The sequence below is a fragment of the Naasia lichenicola genome, from assembly GCF_004801885.1.
Lineage (GTDB): Bacteria > Actinomycetota > Actinomycetes > Actinomycetales > Microbacteriaceae > Naasia > Naasia lichenicola.
Map to the genome: position 1 here is coordinate 525763 of NZ_SSSM01000004.1, position 16584 is coordinate 542346.

16 protein-coding genes and 3 tRNA genes are annotated in these 16584 nt (G+C 69.2%); 5 read left to right on the forward strand and 14 right to left on the reverse strand.

What is annotated here, in order from left to right:
• Nucleotides 1-29 precede the first annotated feature (29 nt).
• Both E6C64_RS10635 and E6C64_RS10640 read right to left on the reverse strand, forming a co-directional pair.
• Nucleotides 30-103, reverse strand: a tRNA-Met gene (locus E6C64_RS10635).
• A gap of 44 nt (nucleotides 104-147) precedes the next feature.
• Nucleotides 148-219: transfer RNA gene (locus E6C64_RS10640), tRNA-Thr, on the reverse strand.
• Between the two features lie 188 nt (nucleotides 220-407).
• Here E6C64_RS10640 and E6C64_RS10645 point away from each other — a divergent pair.
• Complete coding sequence (locus E6C64_RS10645) at nucleotides 408-2141, forward strand: glycoside hydrolase family 13 protein (protein WP_136427565.1); 1734 nt, start codon at nucleotides 408-410, stop codon at nucleotides 2139-2141.
• Between the two features lie 190 nt (nucleotides 2142-2331).
• Here E6C64_RS10645 and E6C64_RS19530 read toward each other — a convergent pair whose 3' ends face one another.
• The 5 genes from E6C64_RS19530 to E6C64_RS10670 all read right to left on the reverse strand — a co-directional run bounded on the left by E6C64_RS19530 (nucleotide 2332) and on the right by E6C64_RS10670 (nucleotide 6756).
• Nucleotides 2332-3336 carry a M23 family metallopeptidase gene (locus E6C64_RS19530; RefSeq protein ID WP_136427451.1) on the reverse strand — a complete coding sequence of 335 codons (1005 nt, stop codon included), beginning with the start codon at nucleotides 3334-3336 and terminating at the stop codon, nucleotides 2332-2334.
• 308 nt (nucleotides 3337-3644) lie between these two features.
• Nucleotides 3645-4229: a M23 family metallopeptidase gene (locus E6C64_RS10655; protein ID WP_233255585.1), complete on the reverse strand. Its 585-nt coding sequence runs from the start codon at nucleotides 4227-4229 to the stop codon at nucleotides 3645-3647.
• Between the two features lie 497 nt (nucleotides 4230-4726).
• A complete protein-coding gene (locus E6C64_RS10660) occupies nucleotides 4727-5557 on the reverse strand; it encodes an inositol monophosphatase family protein (protein ID WP_136427453.1) in 831 nt (276 codons plus the stop codon).
• 67 nt (nucleotides 5558-5624) lie between these two features.
• Entirely contained in the window at nucleotides 5625-6140 is a 516-nt protein-coding gene (locus E6C64_RS10665; protein ID WP_136427454.1) for a hypothetical protein, read from the reverse strand.
• Between the two features lie 64 nt (nucleotides 6141-6204).
• Nucleotides 6205-6756 carry a CGNR zinc finger domain-containing protein gene (locus tag E6C64_RS10670; protein WP_136427455.1) on the reverse strand — a complete coding sequence of 184 codons (552 nt, stop codon included), beginning with the start codon at nucleotides 6754-6756 and terminating at the stop codon, nucleotides 6205-6207.
• Between the two features lie 128 nt (nucleotides 6757-6884).
• Between E6C64_RS10670 and E6C64_RS10675 the strand changes: the two genes are divergently transcribed.
• On the forward strand, nucleotides 6885-7856 hold the full coding sequence (locus tag E6C64_RS10675; RefSeq protein WP_136427456.1) for an EamA family transporter: 972 nt from the start codon (nucleotides 6885-6887) through the stop codon (nucleotides 7854-7856).
• Nucleotides 7857-7946: 90 nt separating this feature from the next.
• Here E6C64_RS10675 and E6C64_RS10680 read toward each other — a convergent pair.
• A tRNA-Tyr gene (locus tag E6C64_RS10680) sits at nucleotides 7947-8028 on the reverse strand.
• Between the two features lie 117 nt (nucleotides 8029-8145).
• On the opposite strand from E6C64_RS10680, the gene E6C64_RS10685 reads away from it, so the two are divergent.
• Complete coding sequence (locus E6C64_RS10685; RefSeq protein WP_136427457.1) at nucleotides 8146-8634, forward strand: YajQ family cyclic di-GMP-binding protein; 489 nt, start codon at nucleotides 8146-8148, stop codon at nucleotides 8632-8634.
• An 83-nt stretch (nucleotides 8635-8717) separates the two neighbouring features.
• A complete protein-coding gene (locus tag E6C64_RS10690) occupies nucleotides 8718-9158 on the forward strand; it encodes a GNAT family N-acetyltransferase (RefSeq protein WP_438941853.1) in 441 nt (146 codons plus the stop codon).
• A gap of 65 nt (nucleotides 9159-9223) precedes the next feature.
• Here E6C64_RS10690 and E6C64_RS10695 read toward each other — a convergent pair whose 3' ends face one another.
• The 3 genes from E6C64_RS10695 to ubiE all read right to left on the reverse strand — a co-directional run bounded on the left by E6C64_RS10695 (nucleotide 9224) and on the right by ubiE (nucleotide 12460).
• Nucleotides 9224-10570 (reverse strand): ferredoxin--NADP reductase domain-containing protein, encoded by a 1347-nt coding sequence (locus E6C64_RS10695; RefSeq protein ID WP_136427458.1) that lies wholly within the window; start codon nucleotides 10568-10570, stop codon nucleotides 9224-9226.
• A gap of 82 nt (nucleotides 10571-10652) precedes the next feature.
• A complete protein-coding gene (locus E6C64_RS10700) occupies nucleotides 10653-11711 on the reverse strand; it encodes a polyprenyl synthetase family protein (protein ID WP_136427460.1) in 1059 nt (352 codons plus the stop codon).
• Nucleotides 11708-12460 carry a bifunctional demethylmenaquinone methyltransferase/2-methoxy-6-polyprenyl-1,4-benzoquinol methylase UbiE gene (gene ubiE / locus E6C64_RS10705; protein WP_136427462.1) on the reverse strand — a complete coding sequence of 251 codons (753 nt, stop codon included), beginning with the start codon at nucleotides 12458-12460 and terminating at the stop codon, nucleotides 11708-11710. The genes E6C64_RS10700 and ubiE overlap by 4 nt, the downstream gene beginning before the upstream one ends.
• A gap of 103 nt (nucleotides 12461-12563) precedes the next feature.
• Here ubiE and E6C64_RS10710 point away from each other — a divergent pair, with 103 nt between their 5' ends.
• Nucleotides 12564-13817: an isochorismate synthase gene (locus E6C64_RS10710; RefSeq protein ID WP_233255566.1), complete on the forward strand. Its 1254-nt coding sequence runs from the start codon at nucleotides 12564-12566 to the stop codon at nucleotides 13815-13817.
• A 327-nt stretch (nucleotides 13818-14144) separates the two neighbouring features.
• Here the strand turns inward: E6C64_RS10710 and E6C64_RS19535 are convergent, their stop codons facing one another.
• From E6C64_RS19535 to E6C64_RS10720, 3 genes are all read right to left on the reverse strand, one after another.
• Entirely contained in the window at nucleotides 14145-14279 is a 135-nt protein-coding gene (locus E6C64_RS19535; protein WP_269846380.1) for a hypothetical protein, read from the reverse strand.
• A gap of 207 nt (nucleotides 14280-14486) precedes the next feature.
• Complete coding sequence (menD, locus tag E6C64_RS10715) at nucleotides 14487-16175, reverse strand: 2-succinyl-5-enolpyruvyl-6-hydroxy-3-cyclohexene-1-carboxylic-acid synthase (protein WP_332908228.1); 1689 nt, start codon at nucleotides 16173-16175, stop codon at nucleotides 14487-14489.
• Nucleotides 16176-16218: 43 nt separating this feature from the next.
• Nucleotides 16219-16584: a PLDc N-terminal domain-containing protein gene (locus E6C64_RS10720; protein WP_136427466.1), complete on the reverse strand. Its 366-nt coding sequence runs from the start codon at nucleotides 16582-16584 to the stop codon at nucleotides 16219-16221.

The following is a 16584-nucleotide window of genomic DNA, read 5'->3' on the forward strand; positions in this document are numbered from 1 at the left end:
GAATCAAAAGCCCCGGAATTCCGGGCCTGTAGCGGGAGCGGGACTTGAACCCGCGACACCACGATTATGAGCCGTGTGCTCTAACCACCTGAGCTACCCCGCCGCATGCGACCGCGCCGTTCAGCCGAGCTGCCGACGGGAGCGCAGAGCCCCCTGTGGGAATCGGACCCACTACCTCTTCCTTACCAAGGAAGTGCTCTACCAATGAGCTAAGGGGGCGCACATTTGGGCTGCGCCGGAGCGCATGCCCTTTTGGCACCACAAGAGACTAGCATCCGAGCGACGTCCTCCTCGTAGTGTGACTGCCCCCTCTCCAGGGCCCGTCCGCACCCTCTCTATAGGGTTGACGAGTGACCCTCACTCCCCCTCCGCTCGACCGCGAGTCCACGTCGCTCGACACCCCCGAGATCGACGCCGAAGACTTCCCCACCGCCACCCGTCCCGCCGACGAGTGGTGGCGATCAGCGGTGATCTACCAGATCTACCCCCGGTCGTTCGCGGACGGGGACGGCGACGGCATCGGCGACTTGCCCGGCATCGACATCCGCCTTCCCGCGCTGCGCGAGTTGGGCGTCGACGCGGTATGGCTGTCGCCGTTCTACACCTCCCCGCAGCACGACGCCGGCTACGACGTCGCCGACTACCGCGATGTCGATCCGCGCTTCGGCACCCTCGCCGACTTCGACGAGCTGCTCGCACACGCCCACTCGCTCGACCTCAAGGTCATCGTCGACCTGGTGCCGAACCACAGCTCCTCGGATCACGTCTGGTTTCAGGAGGCCCTCGCGGCGGCCCCGGGCAGCCCCGAACGAGCCCGCTACCTCTTCCGGGATGGCACGGGACCGAACGGCGACGAGGCGCCCAACAACTGGGAGTCCGTGTTCGGCGGCCCCGCCTGGACCCGAATCACCGAGGCTGACGGAACGCCTGGCCAGTGGTACCTGCACCTGTTCGACACCACGCAGCCCGATTTCGATTGGACCAATCGATGGGTCCACGAGCAGTTCCTCGACATCCTCCGCTTCTGGCTGGACCGTGGGGCGGACGGCTTCCGCGTCGACGTGGCGCACGGGCTGGTCAAAGAGGCCGGCCTGCCCGACTGGACCGCTGCCGAAGGCGCCGCGACGACGATGAGCCTGGGCGGCAGCTTGGAGGACGAGCTGACCGGCCACGCCGAGCAGGATCCGCCGACGCCGCCGTACTGGGCGCAGGACGGCGTGCACGAGATATACCGGGAATGGCATCAGGTCCTCGCCGAGTACGAGGGCGACAGGGTGCTGGTGGCCGAGGCCTGGGTGGAGCCGCTCTCCCGCGTCGCCCGTTGGGTGCGCGACGACGAGATGCACCAGACCTTCAACTTCGGCTACCTCGAGACGCCGTGGTCGGCGACATCGCTCCGCACCGTGATCGCCGGATCGCTCAAGGCCTTCGGCGATGTCGGCGCCCCTTCCACCTGGGTGCTCTCCAACCACGACGTCATGCGGCACGCATCACGCCTGGCGCTGACCCGCCCCAGCACCACCGACTCTGCGGTGATCGACCCTTGGGAGGCCGCGAAGGCGGCAGTTCCCGATGCTGCCGTCGGACTGCGCCGCGCGCGGGCCGCCAGCACGCTGATGCTCGCCCTTCCGGGAAGTGCCTACATCTATCAGGGCGAGGAGCTCGGCCTGCCCGAGGTCTTCGACATCCCCGATGCCGACCGCGAGGACCCCGTGTTCTCCCGGACCAACGGCGAGCGGGTCGGCCGCGACGGCTGTCGAGTGCCGATCCCCTGGGAGGCAGACGCTCCCGCATACGGCTTCAATGCGACCGGGGAGAGCTGGCTGCCGCAGCCCCGCGAGTGGCGCGATCTGGCCAGGGACACCCAGCAGGGCGTTCCCGGGTCGACCCTCGAGCTCTACCGCGCGACGCTCGCCGAGCGCTCCCGCCGCGAACTCGGCACGGGATCGATCGAGTGGCTCTCCGACTACGGAGATGACGTAGTGGCCTTCGTCAACAACGGCGTCACGGTGATCGCGAACCTCGGCGAGGTGGCGGTCGAGCTGCCCGTCGGTGACGTCCTGCTCTCGAGCGAGGCGCTGCACGAGGCCGCGCTCCCGATCGACACCACGGTCTGGGTCCTGGTCACTCCCGACGAGTGACTCCTACGTTCCGGCCGGATGTGCACGTAATTTCGTGCACATCCGCCGGTTTCGTGCACATGGATGCGGACATGAGCTCGGCCGTCACGGCATCAGGTACCAGCAGCACTCAGCGTCCCGCTCGCCCATGTGCACGAAAGATGCATCACGTGTGCGAAATTCCGGGCACACCGGGCCGGAACGTACACACTCAGTTGGCGTGGGAGCGGAGCCAGGCCACCGGGTCGACGTTGTCCGTGCCGCCCAAGCGGATCTCGAAGTGCAGATGCGGGCCGAACGCGAAGCCGGTGTCGCCGACCGTTCCGACGAGTTCGCCCACCCGCACCTGATCGCCGACGCTCAGCGGGACCGAGCCGAACTCCATGTGGCAGTAGACCGATGAGACGAGCTCGCCATCGATCTGGTGGTCGATGATCACGTGCACGCCGAGTCCGTCGTCGGACTCCTCGACGTAGCGCACCCTGCCGTCGGCGATGGCCTGGATGGGCGCGCCCCGTCCGGGCAGGAAGTCGGCGCCGTTGTGCATGGTGACGCCGCAGGTGTCGCAGAGCACGCGCGGCCCGAACTGATCCGACATCGGCACGCCATAGACGAACGGCCACTGGATCGTGCCGCTCGGATCGTTGGTGAACGCGGCGCTGCGCCCTGCCGCCACGACCGCGAGCTTCTTGCGGATCGACTCCACCGAGTAGGTGTCGCGGCTGACGGCGGTGTCGGCCCCACCGGTGAGGACCTGCAGCTCCTGAGGCGGAAGGGACTGCATCAGGATGAGCGGACCCTTGCCGGCCGCGAGCTGCGCCGGATCGACCAGCGACTGGGCGGGGATGGTCGTGACGATGGTGACCGCCATCACGAATGCGACCGTCAGGACAGCGAGCCCCGAGCGCTTGGCAGCCCGCACACGCTCCCTGTTGCGAGCGATCCGAGCCGAGTCAGCCCGGCGGGCGGCGATGGCAGAGCCGGCCCTCTCAGTGGCTCGGACGATCGGGACGGGCATCGTGGGGCGCGTGGTGACCGCGGTGCGGATGCGGTCGGGCAGACTCGCGTTCCTGCGGCGTTCGAGGTCCGCGGCGATGGCCGCCTCACTGAGGATGGCGACCGGAGTGGTGGGGGTGTCCGCCACGAGGGCGCGCTCGCGCTGCTGCTCTGCAACGATGAGCTCTCGCCGGACAGCCGGTGCGAATCGTTCGGTCACATGTGGCCTTTTCGAGGGTCACCCTAAGGCTGAGAGTTGACTCCCGCCCGCCGACACACTGATGCGATTGTCAAGTAGCCGCCGAGAACCGCCCCCGCTCTGGGGCGAACCGGTCCCACCGAGCAGCTGCGGTCGCGGCGTCATGTCGTCCCGAACCCTCCTCTGCGCGGAGGCCGTCCCCGCCGGAGCATTTTCACGGTTCAGGCTTTCGCACAGGGTTCAGGCGAAAATCGCCTGAACGGCGCTCAAGATCGCAGAATCGCCTGATCGGTGAAGATCGCCTGATCGGTGAAAGGCGTCGACGCGGCTCAGCTGACGTTGGCGGTGAGCCACTTGAAGGCGTCGACCGCGGCGCCGCCACCCGGGTGCAGCTCGAAGTGCAGGTGAGGACCGGTGGAGTCGCCCGTGTTGCCGAGCAGTCCGACGAAGTCGCCCGCCTTGACCGTCTGGCCCTCGACGACTCCGACCGAGCCGAACTGCATGTGGCCGTAGATGCTCGTGTACATCTCGCCATCGATCTGGTGCTCGATGATCACGTGCACGCCGAGGCCGCCGCTCTGCTCGATGACGGTCTTGACGGTCCCGTCGGCGATCGCCACGATGTCGGCGCCGTAGCCGCCGGTGAAGTCCGTGCCCTGGTGCATGGTCGAGCAGCCCGAGCACGGGGAGACGCGGTACCCGAAGCCATCGCTGACCGTGTGCTTGGCGACCGGCCAGACGACCGAGGGCGGGGCGGCGTCGCTGCCGTAGCCGTCGCGGCTGACCACCTCCGACTGGCCACCCGAGGCGGCGAGGACCTGATCGGCGGTCGGCGAGAGAGTGCCGAGACGGTTCGAGCTGAGATCTGCGGAACTGAGCAACGCGTTCGCGGGCACCGAGGTGACGAGTGCCATCAGCGCCACGGCGATCATCGTGAAGGCAGTGAATACGACCTGGGAGATGGTGCGGCGAGCAGCGTGGGGCTGTCTGCGACGGTCCGACGAAGCCGAGCCCTGGCCGGCGAGCGATCCCGCTGAGCGCGGTGCGCGGGCAGACGAAGAAGAGCTGCGGACCACGGATCCGCGGCTGTCCCGGCGACGCGATCCCCCGGATTCGAGCGACTCCCGGCGCTCCCTCAACTCGCGTCGAGAGGTCGCCTGTTCCGCCGCCTGATGCGCGGCTGGCGTGGAGAAGGTCGAACGGGAGCGGTGCAAGACGCGGGTGGTCCTCGGTGGAAACGGGCCCGTCGGGAGCGAGCGAATTGAGCCCACAGAGCGAATTGCGAGCGATTACCTGGTTTACACGCTACGTGCCGTTCACCGATCTGTCGACCCGAGTCCATGAATCGGGGGCGCGGCCGGGGGCGCCTCGCACGCAGCTTCGTCGAAGTGGACCGCCGGGAATCGAGCGGTCAGGGCAGCTCGCGGAGCACATCCACGAGAGGGTGGAGGGCGTCGGCGAGGCCCGATCCCGCCGCGAAGGTGAGCAGCCGATCAGGTCTGGTCTCCCCCGCTCCTCGCACGATCGCACCCGCCTCGGCCGCGATGAGCGCGCCCGCCGCGAGGTCCCACGCGTTGAGGTAGCGCTCGTAGTAGCCGTCGTACCGACCGCTCGCCACATTGCAGAGATCGAGCGCGGCGGAGCCGATCCGGCGGATGTCGCGCACCTCCCTGCCGAGTCGGGTGAGAGTGGCGAGCTGCTCGTCGCGGGCGGCGAGGCTGTAGGAGAAGCCGGTGGCGATGAGCGCCCGGTCGAGAGGGATGCCGGTGTTGACGGCGAGTCGGCGATCGCCCAGCCAAGCGCCTCCACCGGCCGTCGCGGAGAAGAGCTCACCGTTCACCGGATTGAAGACGACCCCGGCCAGGGCGGTCCAGGTCTGCGGATCGGCGGCCGCGTCGGCGTTCGGACTCTGCACCGCCGCGATGCTCACCGACCAGGCGGGGATGCCGTAGAGGTAGTTGACGGTGCCGTCGATGGGGTCGACGACCCAGGTGATCCCCGTGCTGCCCGCGGCGCCGCCCGACTCCTCGCCGAGGAAGCCGTCGTTGGGACGCAGCGCCGACAGCCTCGCGCGGATGAGCGCCTCGGTGTCGCGATCCGCCTCCGTGACGACGTCGATGGGCGACGATTTCGTCGCCGCGACCTCGATCCCCTCCTGTCGGGACAGCGCGAGCGCGCCCGCCTCACGGGCGACGTCGATGGCGATGGCGAGCAGCTCGTCGGGCGAGGGGAGACCGGTCATGGCCCCAGTCAAGCGCACGGCCGACGGCCCCCGCTTCCCATCGCCGGCAACTGAGCCCGCGTGACGACTACCGCTGCGGTTCGAGCTCTGCCGTCGGGAAGGTGGCGCGCTCGGCGAAGGCGTCCTGCAGGGCGCGGATCAGGGGCAGGATACCCGCCGCGACAGCGAGCACGATCGGCACCGCTGCCAGGTCGTAACCGGTTCCCGACACGGCGAGCAGGAGCGAGTTGAGGTCGAGAGGCTGCTGTTCCGGCGCCAGGCCGGCGAGCGCGCCGCCGAGCGCGTACAGGCCCGCTGCGATGCCGGCGGTGACGCCTGCCGCGAGCAGGAGCGCCATGCTGCGAGATGTCACGGCTCGAGCGGTCAGCTCCGTGCGCACTCCGCCGACCAGCACTCCGAGCGATGCTCCGAACGCCACGAGGATGGCGGTCCGATTGGCCACGAGCAGCAGCCCGTAGCCGGGTGCGGTCGGACCGTCGGCCAGAGCGGCGAACGCGAGCCCGTAGAGCAGGACGTCCAGAAGCGCGACGACGGCCGCGACGATCAGCAGGATCGTGGACGGTGCAGGACGCGATTTCGGCATGACTGCACGGTACGAGGCGCGCCGATCTGCCGAGTAGACCCTCTTCGGGGCGGTGACGATCGCGTCAGGACCGGCCCGCGTCGTCTCCGCGATCCTGCTGCCGCTCGCGGAAGGCGATCATGTTGACGCGATTCGAGCAGCGCACGGAGCAGAACCGCTTGGATCCGTTGCGGGAGAGATCCATGAGCAGGCCGTCGCAGTCATCGGCCGCGCAGACGCGCATTCGTGCCACTGCGTCCATCCGGACGACCTCCGAGAGGGCGAGGGCCGCCTCGACACTCATCCGCTCGGCGAGGGGAGCGTCCGGCGAAGTGGCATGCAGGTGCCAGTCGAGTCCGTCATGCCGGACGAGGAAGGGCAGCGCATTGGCCTCCCGGAGCATCTCGTTGATCCGCTCGACAAGGGGCTCACCGTCCAGCGACCAGACCGCGCGGATGCGCTGGCGGAAGCGGAGCACATCGTCGAGCTCCCGCTGGTCTCCGTCGATGCGTCCGGAGTACAGGGCGCGGGTCACGAGCTCGACCAGGGCCTCGGGGGTCGGGAGCTCGTCCGTGCCAGTGCGAGACGCCGATGGGGTGGTGTTGGCGAGGTCGGTGAAGAAGTCGAGCGCCGTCATCGTGTCAGGGGCTAAAAGCAATTTGACTCCTTATCGCGAAGCTCATACCGTGAGGAGCAACACGGCAATTAGACCATGACGCGGATGTACCCCGCTCGGCCGCCTGCCCACGAGCGAAGGAGCATCGGATGAAGCGATCGGGAGCACTCGGGCTGGTCATCGCGATCACCAGCACGCTCGGCTTCAGCACCTCGGGCACGCTGGCGAAGCCGCTGCTCGAGACCGGCTGGTCGCCGGCCGCCGTCGTCGTGCTCCGCGCGCTGCTTGGCGGCCTCATCCTGCTCCCCTTCGCGATTCGCGCACTCAAGGGGAACTGGCGGACAGCATGGACCGGTCGCTGGCGCATCCTCGGCATGGGCGCGGCCGGCGTCGCAGGAACCCAGCTGCTCTACTTCACCGCGCTCCAGACCGTGGCGGTCTCCACGACCCTGCTCATCGAGTTCCTCTCCCCCGTCCTCCTCGTGCTCGTGGCATGGGTCCTCAGCCGTCGGGTGCCCGCGCGCCCCGTGCTGCTCGGATCGCTGCTGGCCATCGGCGGCCTCGTCCTCGTGATCGGACCGGGCGCGCTCGTCGCGCCCGACCTGCGCGGCGTGGTCTGCGCCTTCGGAGCGATGGTCGGCTGCGCCGTCTACTTCGTCGTGGCGGCGCGCGATGCACGGGGACTGCCCTCGATCGCGCTCGCCTCGTTCGGTCTGCTCCTCGGCGCCATCGTGCTCGCGCCCTTCGCGATGCTCGGCGTGTTCCCGGTCGCGATCAGCTCGGCGGACGTCGTGGTCTGGGGGATGGCGGCTCCCTGGTGGGCGCCGGTGATCCTCGTCGCGATCATCCCGACCGCTTTCGCCTACGTCGCCGGCATCACCGGGACGCAGCTCCTCGGCTCGCGGATCGGCTCCTTCGTCGGACTGCTCGAGGTGGTGTTCGCCTCCGCCCTCGCCTGGCTGTTCCTCGGGCAGGCCCTCACCGCGGTGCAGCTGCTCGGCGGGGCGGTGCTCGTCGCCGGCATCATCGCCGTGCGTGCGGGCGCGGATCGGCGGCTCGTCGCCGAGATAGCGACGGTCGACGAGCTCGCTCGGCGCGAGCTGCCCATTTCTGCCGCCTGAAACGCACGTCGAGCAGCAGAACTGGGCACCTCAGCTGCGACCGGCCGCAAACGACAGAACGCCGCCCTGATGGGCGGCGTTCTGTCGTTGTGGCGAGTGAGGGATTCGAACCCCCGAAGGCTACGCCGGCTGATTTACAGTCAGATCCCTTTGGCCACTTGGGTAACTCGCCTGGCTGCTCCGGCCAGATCGTACGATCGGACCGGAGGCGCGGATCAAGGATACGGGAGCACGCGGGCGCGACGAAATCGCGCGAATCACGGTTTGGTTGCGCTCCTAGACTCGAGCCATGGCAGATTCATCGTTCGACATCGTCAGCAAGGTCGACAAGATGGAGGCGGACAACGCCCTCAACCAGGCCCACAAAGAGGTCGAGCAGCGCTACGACTTCAAGAACATCGGCGCATCCATCGAGTGGAGCGGCGAGAAGATCCTCATGAAGGCGAACTCGGAGGAGCGCGTCAAGGCGATCCTCGACGTCTTCGAGTCGAAGCTCATCAAGCGCGGCATCTCACTCAAGAGCCTCGACGCGGGTGAGCCATACGCGAGCGGCAAGGAGTACCGCCTCGAGGCGACGCTCAAGAACGGCATCGAGCAGGACCAGGCCAAGAAGATCGGCAAGATCATCCGCGACGAGGCGCCGAAGTCGGTCAAGAGCCAGATCCAGGGCGACGAGCTGCGCGTGCAGTCGAAGAGTCGCGACGACCTCCAGGAGACGATCGCGCTGCTCAAGCGCTCCGACCTGGACATCGACATCCAGTTCCTCAACTTCCGCTGATCACGAAGCGTCGAATTGCCACCTTTGGCTCTGTGAACCGCGGTTTGAGAGCCAATAGTGGCAATTCGGCCTCGGACGTGGTGTTGCGTGCGGCCACGGCGGGTGATGCCGACGCGATGCGGGCGCTCGCGCATGCGGCATATGAGATGTACGTCGAGCGGATCGGACGTGCGCCCGCCCCGATGGGCGCGGACTACGACGAGGTCGCAGCGTCGGGAACGGCCACCCTGGCGTGGAACGGGCCGACACTGGCGGGGATGCTCGTCGCCGAGCTCGCGGAAGACGCCCTCCTCATCGAGAACCTTGCCGTCGAACCCCGCTATCAGGGGACCGGATTGGGGAGCCGATTGCTCGAGCAGGCCGAGCACCTCGCCCATGAGCAGGGGCGATCCCGGGTCCGCCTCTACACGAATGAGGCGATGACGGAGAACCTTACGTTCTACCCGCGCCGGGGCTACGTCGAATATGACCGCCGCGAGGAGCACGGCTTCCGCCGCGTCTACTTCGAGAAGCGCCTCACATGAATCGAGATGCCACTTTCCGTCCCTATGACGACTGAATAGGAACGGAAAGTGGCATCTCGATTCGGCTAGGCGCGGGAGATGGCGGTCATCTCCTCGCGCGGAACGACCTTGATCCGGGTGCGGCCGACCGCCTCGCCCAGGGCGAGCTCGTGCGCATCGAGCGCGTGCCAGCCATCGACGGTCGTGAACTGCACGCCGCGGCTCGCGAGCAGGGCGGGCACGGACGCCTCGTCGGGATGCTCGGGCGTCCACCAGTCGGCCTGGCTGCGCAGCACGTGCCCGACCGTCTCCATCGCGTCGCTCTTGGTGTGGCCGATCAGCCCGACCGGGCCGCGCTTGATCCATCCCGTCGTGAAGACGCCGGGCATGATCTCGTCGCCGTCCAGGACCTGACCCTCACGGTTGGGCACGACGCCGCGCGCCGAATCGAACGGCAGGCCCTCGAGTGGTGAGCCGTAGTAGCCCACGGCCCGATAGAGCGCCTGGACCGGTACCTCGCGGAACTCGCCGGTCCCCCGTACGCCGCCCTCGCCGTCGGGCTCGGTGCGCTCCCAGCGGAAGCCGACGACCCTGCCGTCCTCGCCGAGCACCTCGTGCGGCCTCGCGTAGAAGTGCAGGTGGAGGCGACGACTGGCCTTCCCGGTCTCGCGCTGGCGCCACTGGTTCAGCACCTTGTCGATGACCATGACCTGCTTGTTCGTCGCGATCGCGGTCTTCGACGCCTCGTCGTACTCGAAGTCCTCGTCGTGCAGGATCATGTCCACGTCGCGCAGCTCGCCGAGCTCGCGCAGCTCGAGCGGGGTGAACTTCACCTGCATCGGACCTCGACGTCCGAAGACGTGCACATCCGTGACGGGCGACGACTTCAGGCCCTCTTCGACGTTGGCGGGGATCTCGGTGGGCATCAGGTCCTCGGGATGCTTCACGAGCATGCGCGCCACGTCGAGCGCGACGTTGCCGTTGCCGATGACGGCAATCCCCTGGGCCTCCAGCGGCCAGGTGCGCGGCACGTCGGGGTGCCCGTCGAACCAGCTGACGAACTCCGCCGCCCCGTAGGAGCCTTCGAGGTCGATGCCGGGGATGACCAGCGGGGCGTCGAGGATCGATCCCGTCGAGAAGATGACCGCGTTGTAGTGCTTCTTGAGGTCCTCGAGGGTGATGTCGGTGCCGTAGTCGACGTTGCCGAAGAGGCGGATGTCGCCGCGGTCGAGCACGTCGCGCAGCGCGGAGATGATGCCCTTGATGCGCGGGTGATCGGGGGCGACCCCGTAGCGGACGAGCCCGTATGGCGCGGGCAGGCGCTCGAACAGGTCGATGGAGAGGTCGAAGGCCTTCTCCGCCTTGATGGCGAGATCCGCGGCGTAGATGCCTGCGGGTCCCGCACCGACGATGGCCAGCCGGAGCTTGGTCATGGATGTGCTCATTTCGAAGGGTGGACGGTGTCCGGAGAGGACCTGTCGGACGGAAGGACGGGTGCCGGCGGCGAGCCGACGATCAGCTGGAGCGTTCGACCATCACGTCGGCGAACCGGGTCAGCGCGCTCTTCACACTGCCGTCGGGCAGCGGAGCGAGAGCGGCCACCGCGTTCTCGGCATGCCGATGCGCTTCGGAGATGGTGATGGCGGTGACCTCGTGCTCCCGCAGCTCCTCGATCGCGAGCGACAGCTCGGGCGAGTCGTCGACGCCGAGGTTGCGGTCGATGCGATCGAGCAGCCGGGCCGCGGACGGGTCGGTCAGAGCGTGCTGGCGCAGATACAGCAGCGGCAGCGTGGGCACGCCGGCGCGCAGGTCGGTGCCGGCCTGCTTGCCGGTCTCCTCGATGTGCGGGGAGAGGTCGATGACGTCGTCGACGAGCTGGAACGCGACGCCGATGGAGAGGCCGAACTCGACCACGGCGGTGTCGGCGCCGGCCGGAGCGTTGCCGAAGATGGCGCCGAACTCGGCGGCGGCCGCGATCAGCGAGCCGGTCTTGTCGCGGAGCACGTCGATGTAGTGCTCGACCGGGTCGTCCTCGGGCTGGGGGCCGACGGTCTCGTGCAGCTGGCCGAGGACGAGTCGCTCGAAGGTGTCGGCCTGCAGGCGGATGGCGCGCTCACCGAGCGAGGCGATCAGCTTGCTGGCGCGGGCGAACAGCAGGTCGCCGGTGAGGATGGCGACCGAGTTGCCCCAGACCGCCTGCGCGGTCGGGACGCCGCGACGGCGCTCCGCCTCGTCCATGACGTCGTCGTGGTACAGCGAGGCCAGGTGGGTGATCTCGACGGCCTCGGCCGCGGTCAGCACCCTCTCGTTGATGCCATCGCCGAGCTGCGCCGTGAGCAGGGTGAGCAGCGGACGCACCCGCTTGCCGCCCGCCGACAATAGGTAGCGCGAGGTCGTGTCCGCGACGCCGTCGCTGAACGAGATCTCGCGCAGCAGGCCCGCCTCGACCTGCTCGAGCCCACGCTCGACTGCGGCGACGGTCCGCCGATCGGCCGAGGAGGCGAAGATCCGCTCGGTGAGGCCGAACTGCGACGAGAGGGCCTTGCTCCTCCGCGCGACGGGGGCGGGGCTCATGCTCCGGATCCGGTCGAGGCGGCGCCGCCGGGAAGGGAGTCGAGCGGTCGGACTCCGCGATGCAGCGCGACGGTGCCGAAGGTGAGGTTGCGGTGCGCCACCTGGGCGAATCCCGCGTCCCGGAGCCAGGACGACAGCGTCGCCTGGTCGGGCCAGCCCTGGATGGACTCGTTGAGGTAGTCGTAGGCGGGCGCGTTGGAGCTCGTGAACTTGGACACCAGCGGCAGCACCGTCTCGAGGTAGATCCGATAGCCGAGCTTGATCAGCGGCACGGGCGGAGTGGAGAACTCGCAGATCACGATGCGACCGCCCGGTCGAGTCACCCGGAACAGCTCGGCGAGCGCCGTCTTGGGATCCTCGACGTTGCGCAGGCCGAACGAGATGGTGACCGCATCGAAGCTGGCGTCGGGGAAGGGCAGCGCCATGGCGTCGGCGAAGACGAAGCGGATGCGCGGATTGTCGATGTGCCGTCGGCGGCCCACCTCGAGCATGCCCTGAGAGAAGTCGGCGGCGGTGACGTGCGCGCCGGATCGGGCGAGGGACTCGCTCGAGGTTCCGGTGCCGGCGGCGAGATCGAGGATGTGCTCGCCGATGCGAGGAGACACCGCCCGGGTCGTCGCGGCGCGCCACAGTGCGTCGTTGCCGACCGAGAGGACCGCGTTCGTGCGGTCGTATCGCGTAGACACCGCGTCGAACATCGCGGCGACGTCGGCGGGCTTCTTGCTGAGGTCGGCCCTGCTCACGCGCATGATTCTAGCTTCACAGACGCTGCCTGACGGTTGACCGTCAGCGTCTCGGCGCTGGCATGGGGGCGTCGGGCGGGGGCCCGGAGCGGGGGCGTAGGCTGGTGGCGTGATTCCGGCCGCAACGTCGACGCTGGCGGTCACGACAACAGCCCTCCCCATAGAGGCTCATGAGCTCGAGTCGTTGCTCGCTCTGGCCGACCCGCAGAACCCCCTCATCTGGCTGCGCCACGGCGAAGGCATGATCGGGCTGGGCGAGGCGCTGCGCCTCAGCTTCGAGGGCCCTGAGCGGTTCGCTGACGCTGCGTCCGCCTGGCGCGCTGTCGTCGGCCAGGCGGAGATCGATGACCGGGTGGGAGTCCCGGGCACCGGTCTGGTGGCCTTCGGCTCGTTCGCCTTCGCGGCAGGATCCGCGGCCGCGAGCACCCTGCTCGTCCCCCGCACCATCGTCGGCCACCGTGACGGCGTCTCTTGGCTGACTCGGATCGCGCTGCGCGACGAGCTCGGATCGGACCCCGCCGAGACGCCGACCCCGCACGAGGACGGTCCTGCGTATCCGCTCGAGTTCATCCGGGGCACCCTCGATGCCGCCGGCTACGCGCGTGCCGTGCGGGCCGCGGTCGGGCGGATCGAGGCGGGGGACGTCGGCAAGGTGGTGCTCGCGCGCGACATCTTCGCGCCGATCCCGGCGGATGCCGATCTGCGCCACCCCCTGCGCCGGCTCGCCACCAGTTATCCGGACACCTGGACGTTCGCGCTCGACGGCCTCATCGGCTCCAGCCCCGAGACCCTCGTGCGAGTCGACCACAAGGCCGTCAGCGCACGCGTGCTGGCGGGCAGCACCGGTCGTCGCACCGACGCCGCCGCCGACCGACGCGCGGCCGAGGAGCTCGCGGACTCGGAGAAGAACCAGCAGGAGCACGGATTCGCGGTGCGCAGCATCCTCGAGTCGCTCGGTCGGCACACCTCCGCGCTGACGGTGAGCGATCCGTTCACCCTCCGCCTGCCGAACATCTGGCACCTGGCCAGTGACCTCGACGGCATCCTCGCCGACGGCTCGTCCTCCCTCGACCTGCTGGGCGCGCTGCATCCGACCGCAGCCGTCGCGGGCACGCCGACCCCGGCCGCGCTCGACCTGATCGATGAGCTCGAGCCGTTCGACCGGGGCGTCTACGCCGGTCCGGTCGGCTGGGTCGATGCGCGCGGCGACGGCGAATGGGCCATCGCGCTGCGCTGCGGCGTCGTCGCGGACGGGCGGGTGACCGCCTACGCGGGCTGCGGCATCGTCGCGGGCTCGGAGCCGCAGCGGGAACTCGCGGAGACCCGCCTGAAGTTCCGTCCCATCGTCGACGCCTTCGCCTGAGTTCCTACGTTCCGGCCGAGTGTGCACGATATTTCATGCACATAGGCGGTCTTCGTAGGTGATCTCTCCAGCCCTGCGCCGCAACGCTCCGCGGATGACCAGCGGCGCCTCGGAGCGTCCGGCCCATCAGTACCTGCGATCCCCGCGAATGGCGACGAGATTACGTGCACATTGAGCCGGAACGTAGGAAATGGAACGGCCACCGCCTGGCACCGACGACTCGCGCAGAACGTGAGCCATGAGTGCCAGGGGTGGCCGAGCGGTGTCGTCAGCGGATCGGTCGGGTCGGCTGCCTCAGCGGGCCGGATCGATCGCTGCCGAAGCGGTTCAGTTGTCGAGTGCTGCCTCGCCACCGCGCCTGCGGCGGGTGAAGGTGGGAGCGAACTGGCGGACCAGTCCGACCACGAGTGCACTGCCTGAGACAACGAGGATCGAGAAGCCGAGGATGTCGTTCGCCTGCATGATGTCGCCCCTTTCGTGTGTGAAAAGACGATAAGCGCATGCTTCATGAGCGATTCGGATCGACACGCGTCACCTGATCAGGTGACGTTTTGGCCCTGCCCCCAGTCCGGGGGACAGCATGGGGGCGACGAGTGGGCGACGCGGTGAACGGTCCGGGGGCCAGGGCGCACCGGCCGCGGGGATGGCCGACAGCGCGCAAATCGGCCGTCAGCGATCGAGCGGGACCTCGACGATGCTCAGCCCGGCGGGCGGCGCGGTGAGCGCCCTGTCGAGCGTGCCGCGGTCCGTCGCGAGCGTGTAGTGCCAGCCGTAGGCGGCCGCCAGGCTGGCGATGTCGACGGCGTGCGGAGTGATCATGACGCGCTCGAAATCGGTCCGATCGGCGGTGCCCGCCACCTCGAGGCCGTCGAAGATGGTGCCGCCGTGATCGTTGCCGACGATCAGCTGCACGCGGGGCGCCCGCTCCCCCGGCGCCTGCAGGAGGCCGCCGACGTCGTGCAGGAAGGCGAGGTCGCCGAGGAGGGCCCGGGTGGCCCCCGCCGCAGCCGTACCTGGGACCTCAGCCAGCTGCGATGCGATCGCGATGCCGATCGCGCTGGAGATGCTGCCGTCAATTCCCGCCAGGCCTCGGTTCGCGCGGACCGTGATCTTCTTGCCGGGCACGACCAGGTCCGCTTCGCGCACGAGCCGCGATGCGGCGAGGAACAGCCGGTCGTGGGGCCAGCTCGCCCGCCAGATCGCCTCGACCAGCGATCGACGGGTATTCGGGGCGCGAACTGCAGCGAGCTCCTCTCGGGCGAGCGCGCCCCGGACGGCGGCCTGATCCGATCCGGAGCCCCCGGTGTAGGGAAGGTCGTCGGGGTCCTCGGCGAGCGCGCGACCCGCCTGCAGCCATTCGCCGAACCAGGCGCGCTCCTGCTCCGTCACCGGATCGGCCGCGTCCACGGCGACGTCGGGCACGACGGTTCCGCGGCCGCCGGGACGGAACTGCTCGGCGCCCGCCGATTCGACGACGATCACCTCGACGTCGTCGCGCTGCAGCAGTGCGGGGACCTCGCGGCTGAGGTTCGGCCTGCCGAACACGATCGCACGTTCGATCCGATGGCCCAGCCGAGCGAGCGCCGCGCGGTAGGCGGGGATCGCGGAACGACCGAACCGCGATCCACTCGTCACTTCGGCGAGCAGCGGCCAGCCGGACGCGTGCGCGAACTCCTCCGCCTGGGGGCCCGCACCGGTTCCGGCGATGATGACCGTTCTCGGTCCCCGGCTGAGCGGCGGTGCGGCCGGGTCGTCCACCGCCAGAACCCCGCTGCCGCCGCGACCGATCTCGGGAACCGGGCCGGAGAGCGGCTCCCGGAAGGAGACGTTGAGGTGCACCGGAGCGCCGTTGATCGCCGTCGCCCACGCACCTCCGAGCGATCGGTGCAACCGGGCGATACCGGCCCCGGCACGCACGTCCGCCTCGAAGACGGCGGCCGGACCGAAGATGCCCGGCTGGGTGGTGGTCTGATTGGCGCCCGTCCCGCGGACCTCGGCTGGCCGGTCGGCGGTGATCGCGATCAGCGGCACTCCGGAATGCCACGCCTCGAGCATGGCCGGGTGCAGGTTGGCGACCGCGGTGCCCGAGGTGGTGACCACGGCGACCGGGATGCCCGATTCGAGCGCGAGGCCGAGTGCGAGGAAGCCGGCCGACCGCTCATCGATCCGCACGTGCACGGCGAGCTCGCCCATCCGTTCGAGGCGCGCGGCCTCGAGCGCCAGGGCTTGGGATCGCGATCCCGGCGACAGCACGAGGTGACGCATGCCGGCGTCCACCAGCCCCCGAAGAACGACCGCGGCCGCGTGGCTCGCGCTCGTCGTCTCCGGAAGCCCCGATTCCGGCAGGCTCGCGCTCACCGGCTCAGTGCTGCGCGAAGGATCCGGGGTGCCGTGTGCCCGGTCAGGCATCGCGGCGGCCGGGGGCGTCGCCGCCTTCGCCCTCCGCGTCGCCGTCGAGATCCGCGAGCTCCTGCTCGAGTCGTTGGAGGCGGGCCTCCTCATCCGCGTTCAGCGCGATGGTGCGCAGGAATGCGGGGTCGTCATCGGGAGCGATGGTGCGCGGCCTCCCGGTCGCGGTGGCTCGACGGCCACGGCCGATGAGGAACCAGAGCACGCCGCCGAGGACGGGCAGCAGCAGGATGATCAGGAACCAGATGGGCTTGCGCGGGCCCCGGATCCGCGTTCGATCGGCCATCGCGCAGTCCACGAGCGAGTAGACGGTGAACGCGACCGCCACCACGATGAAGATCAGCCAGAAACGCGGCAT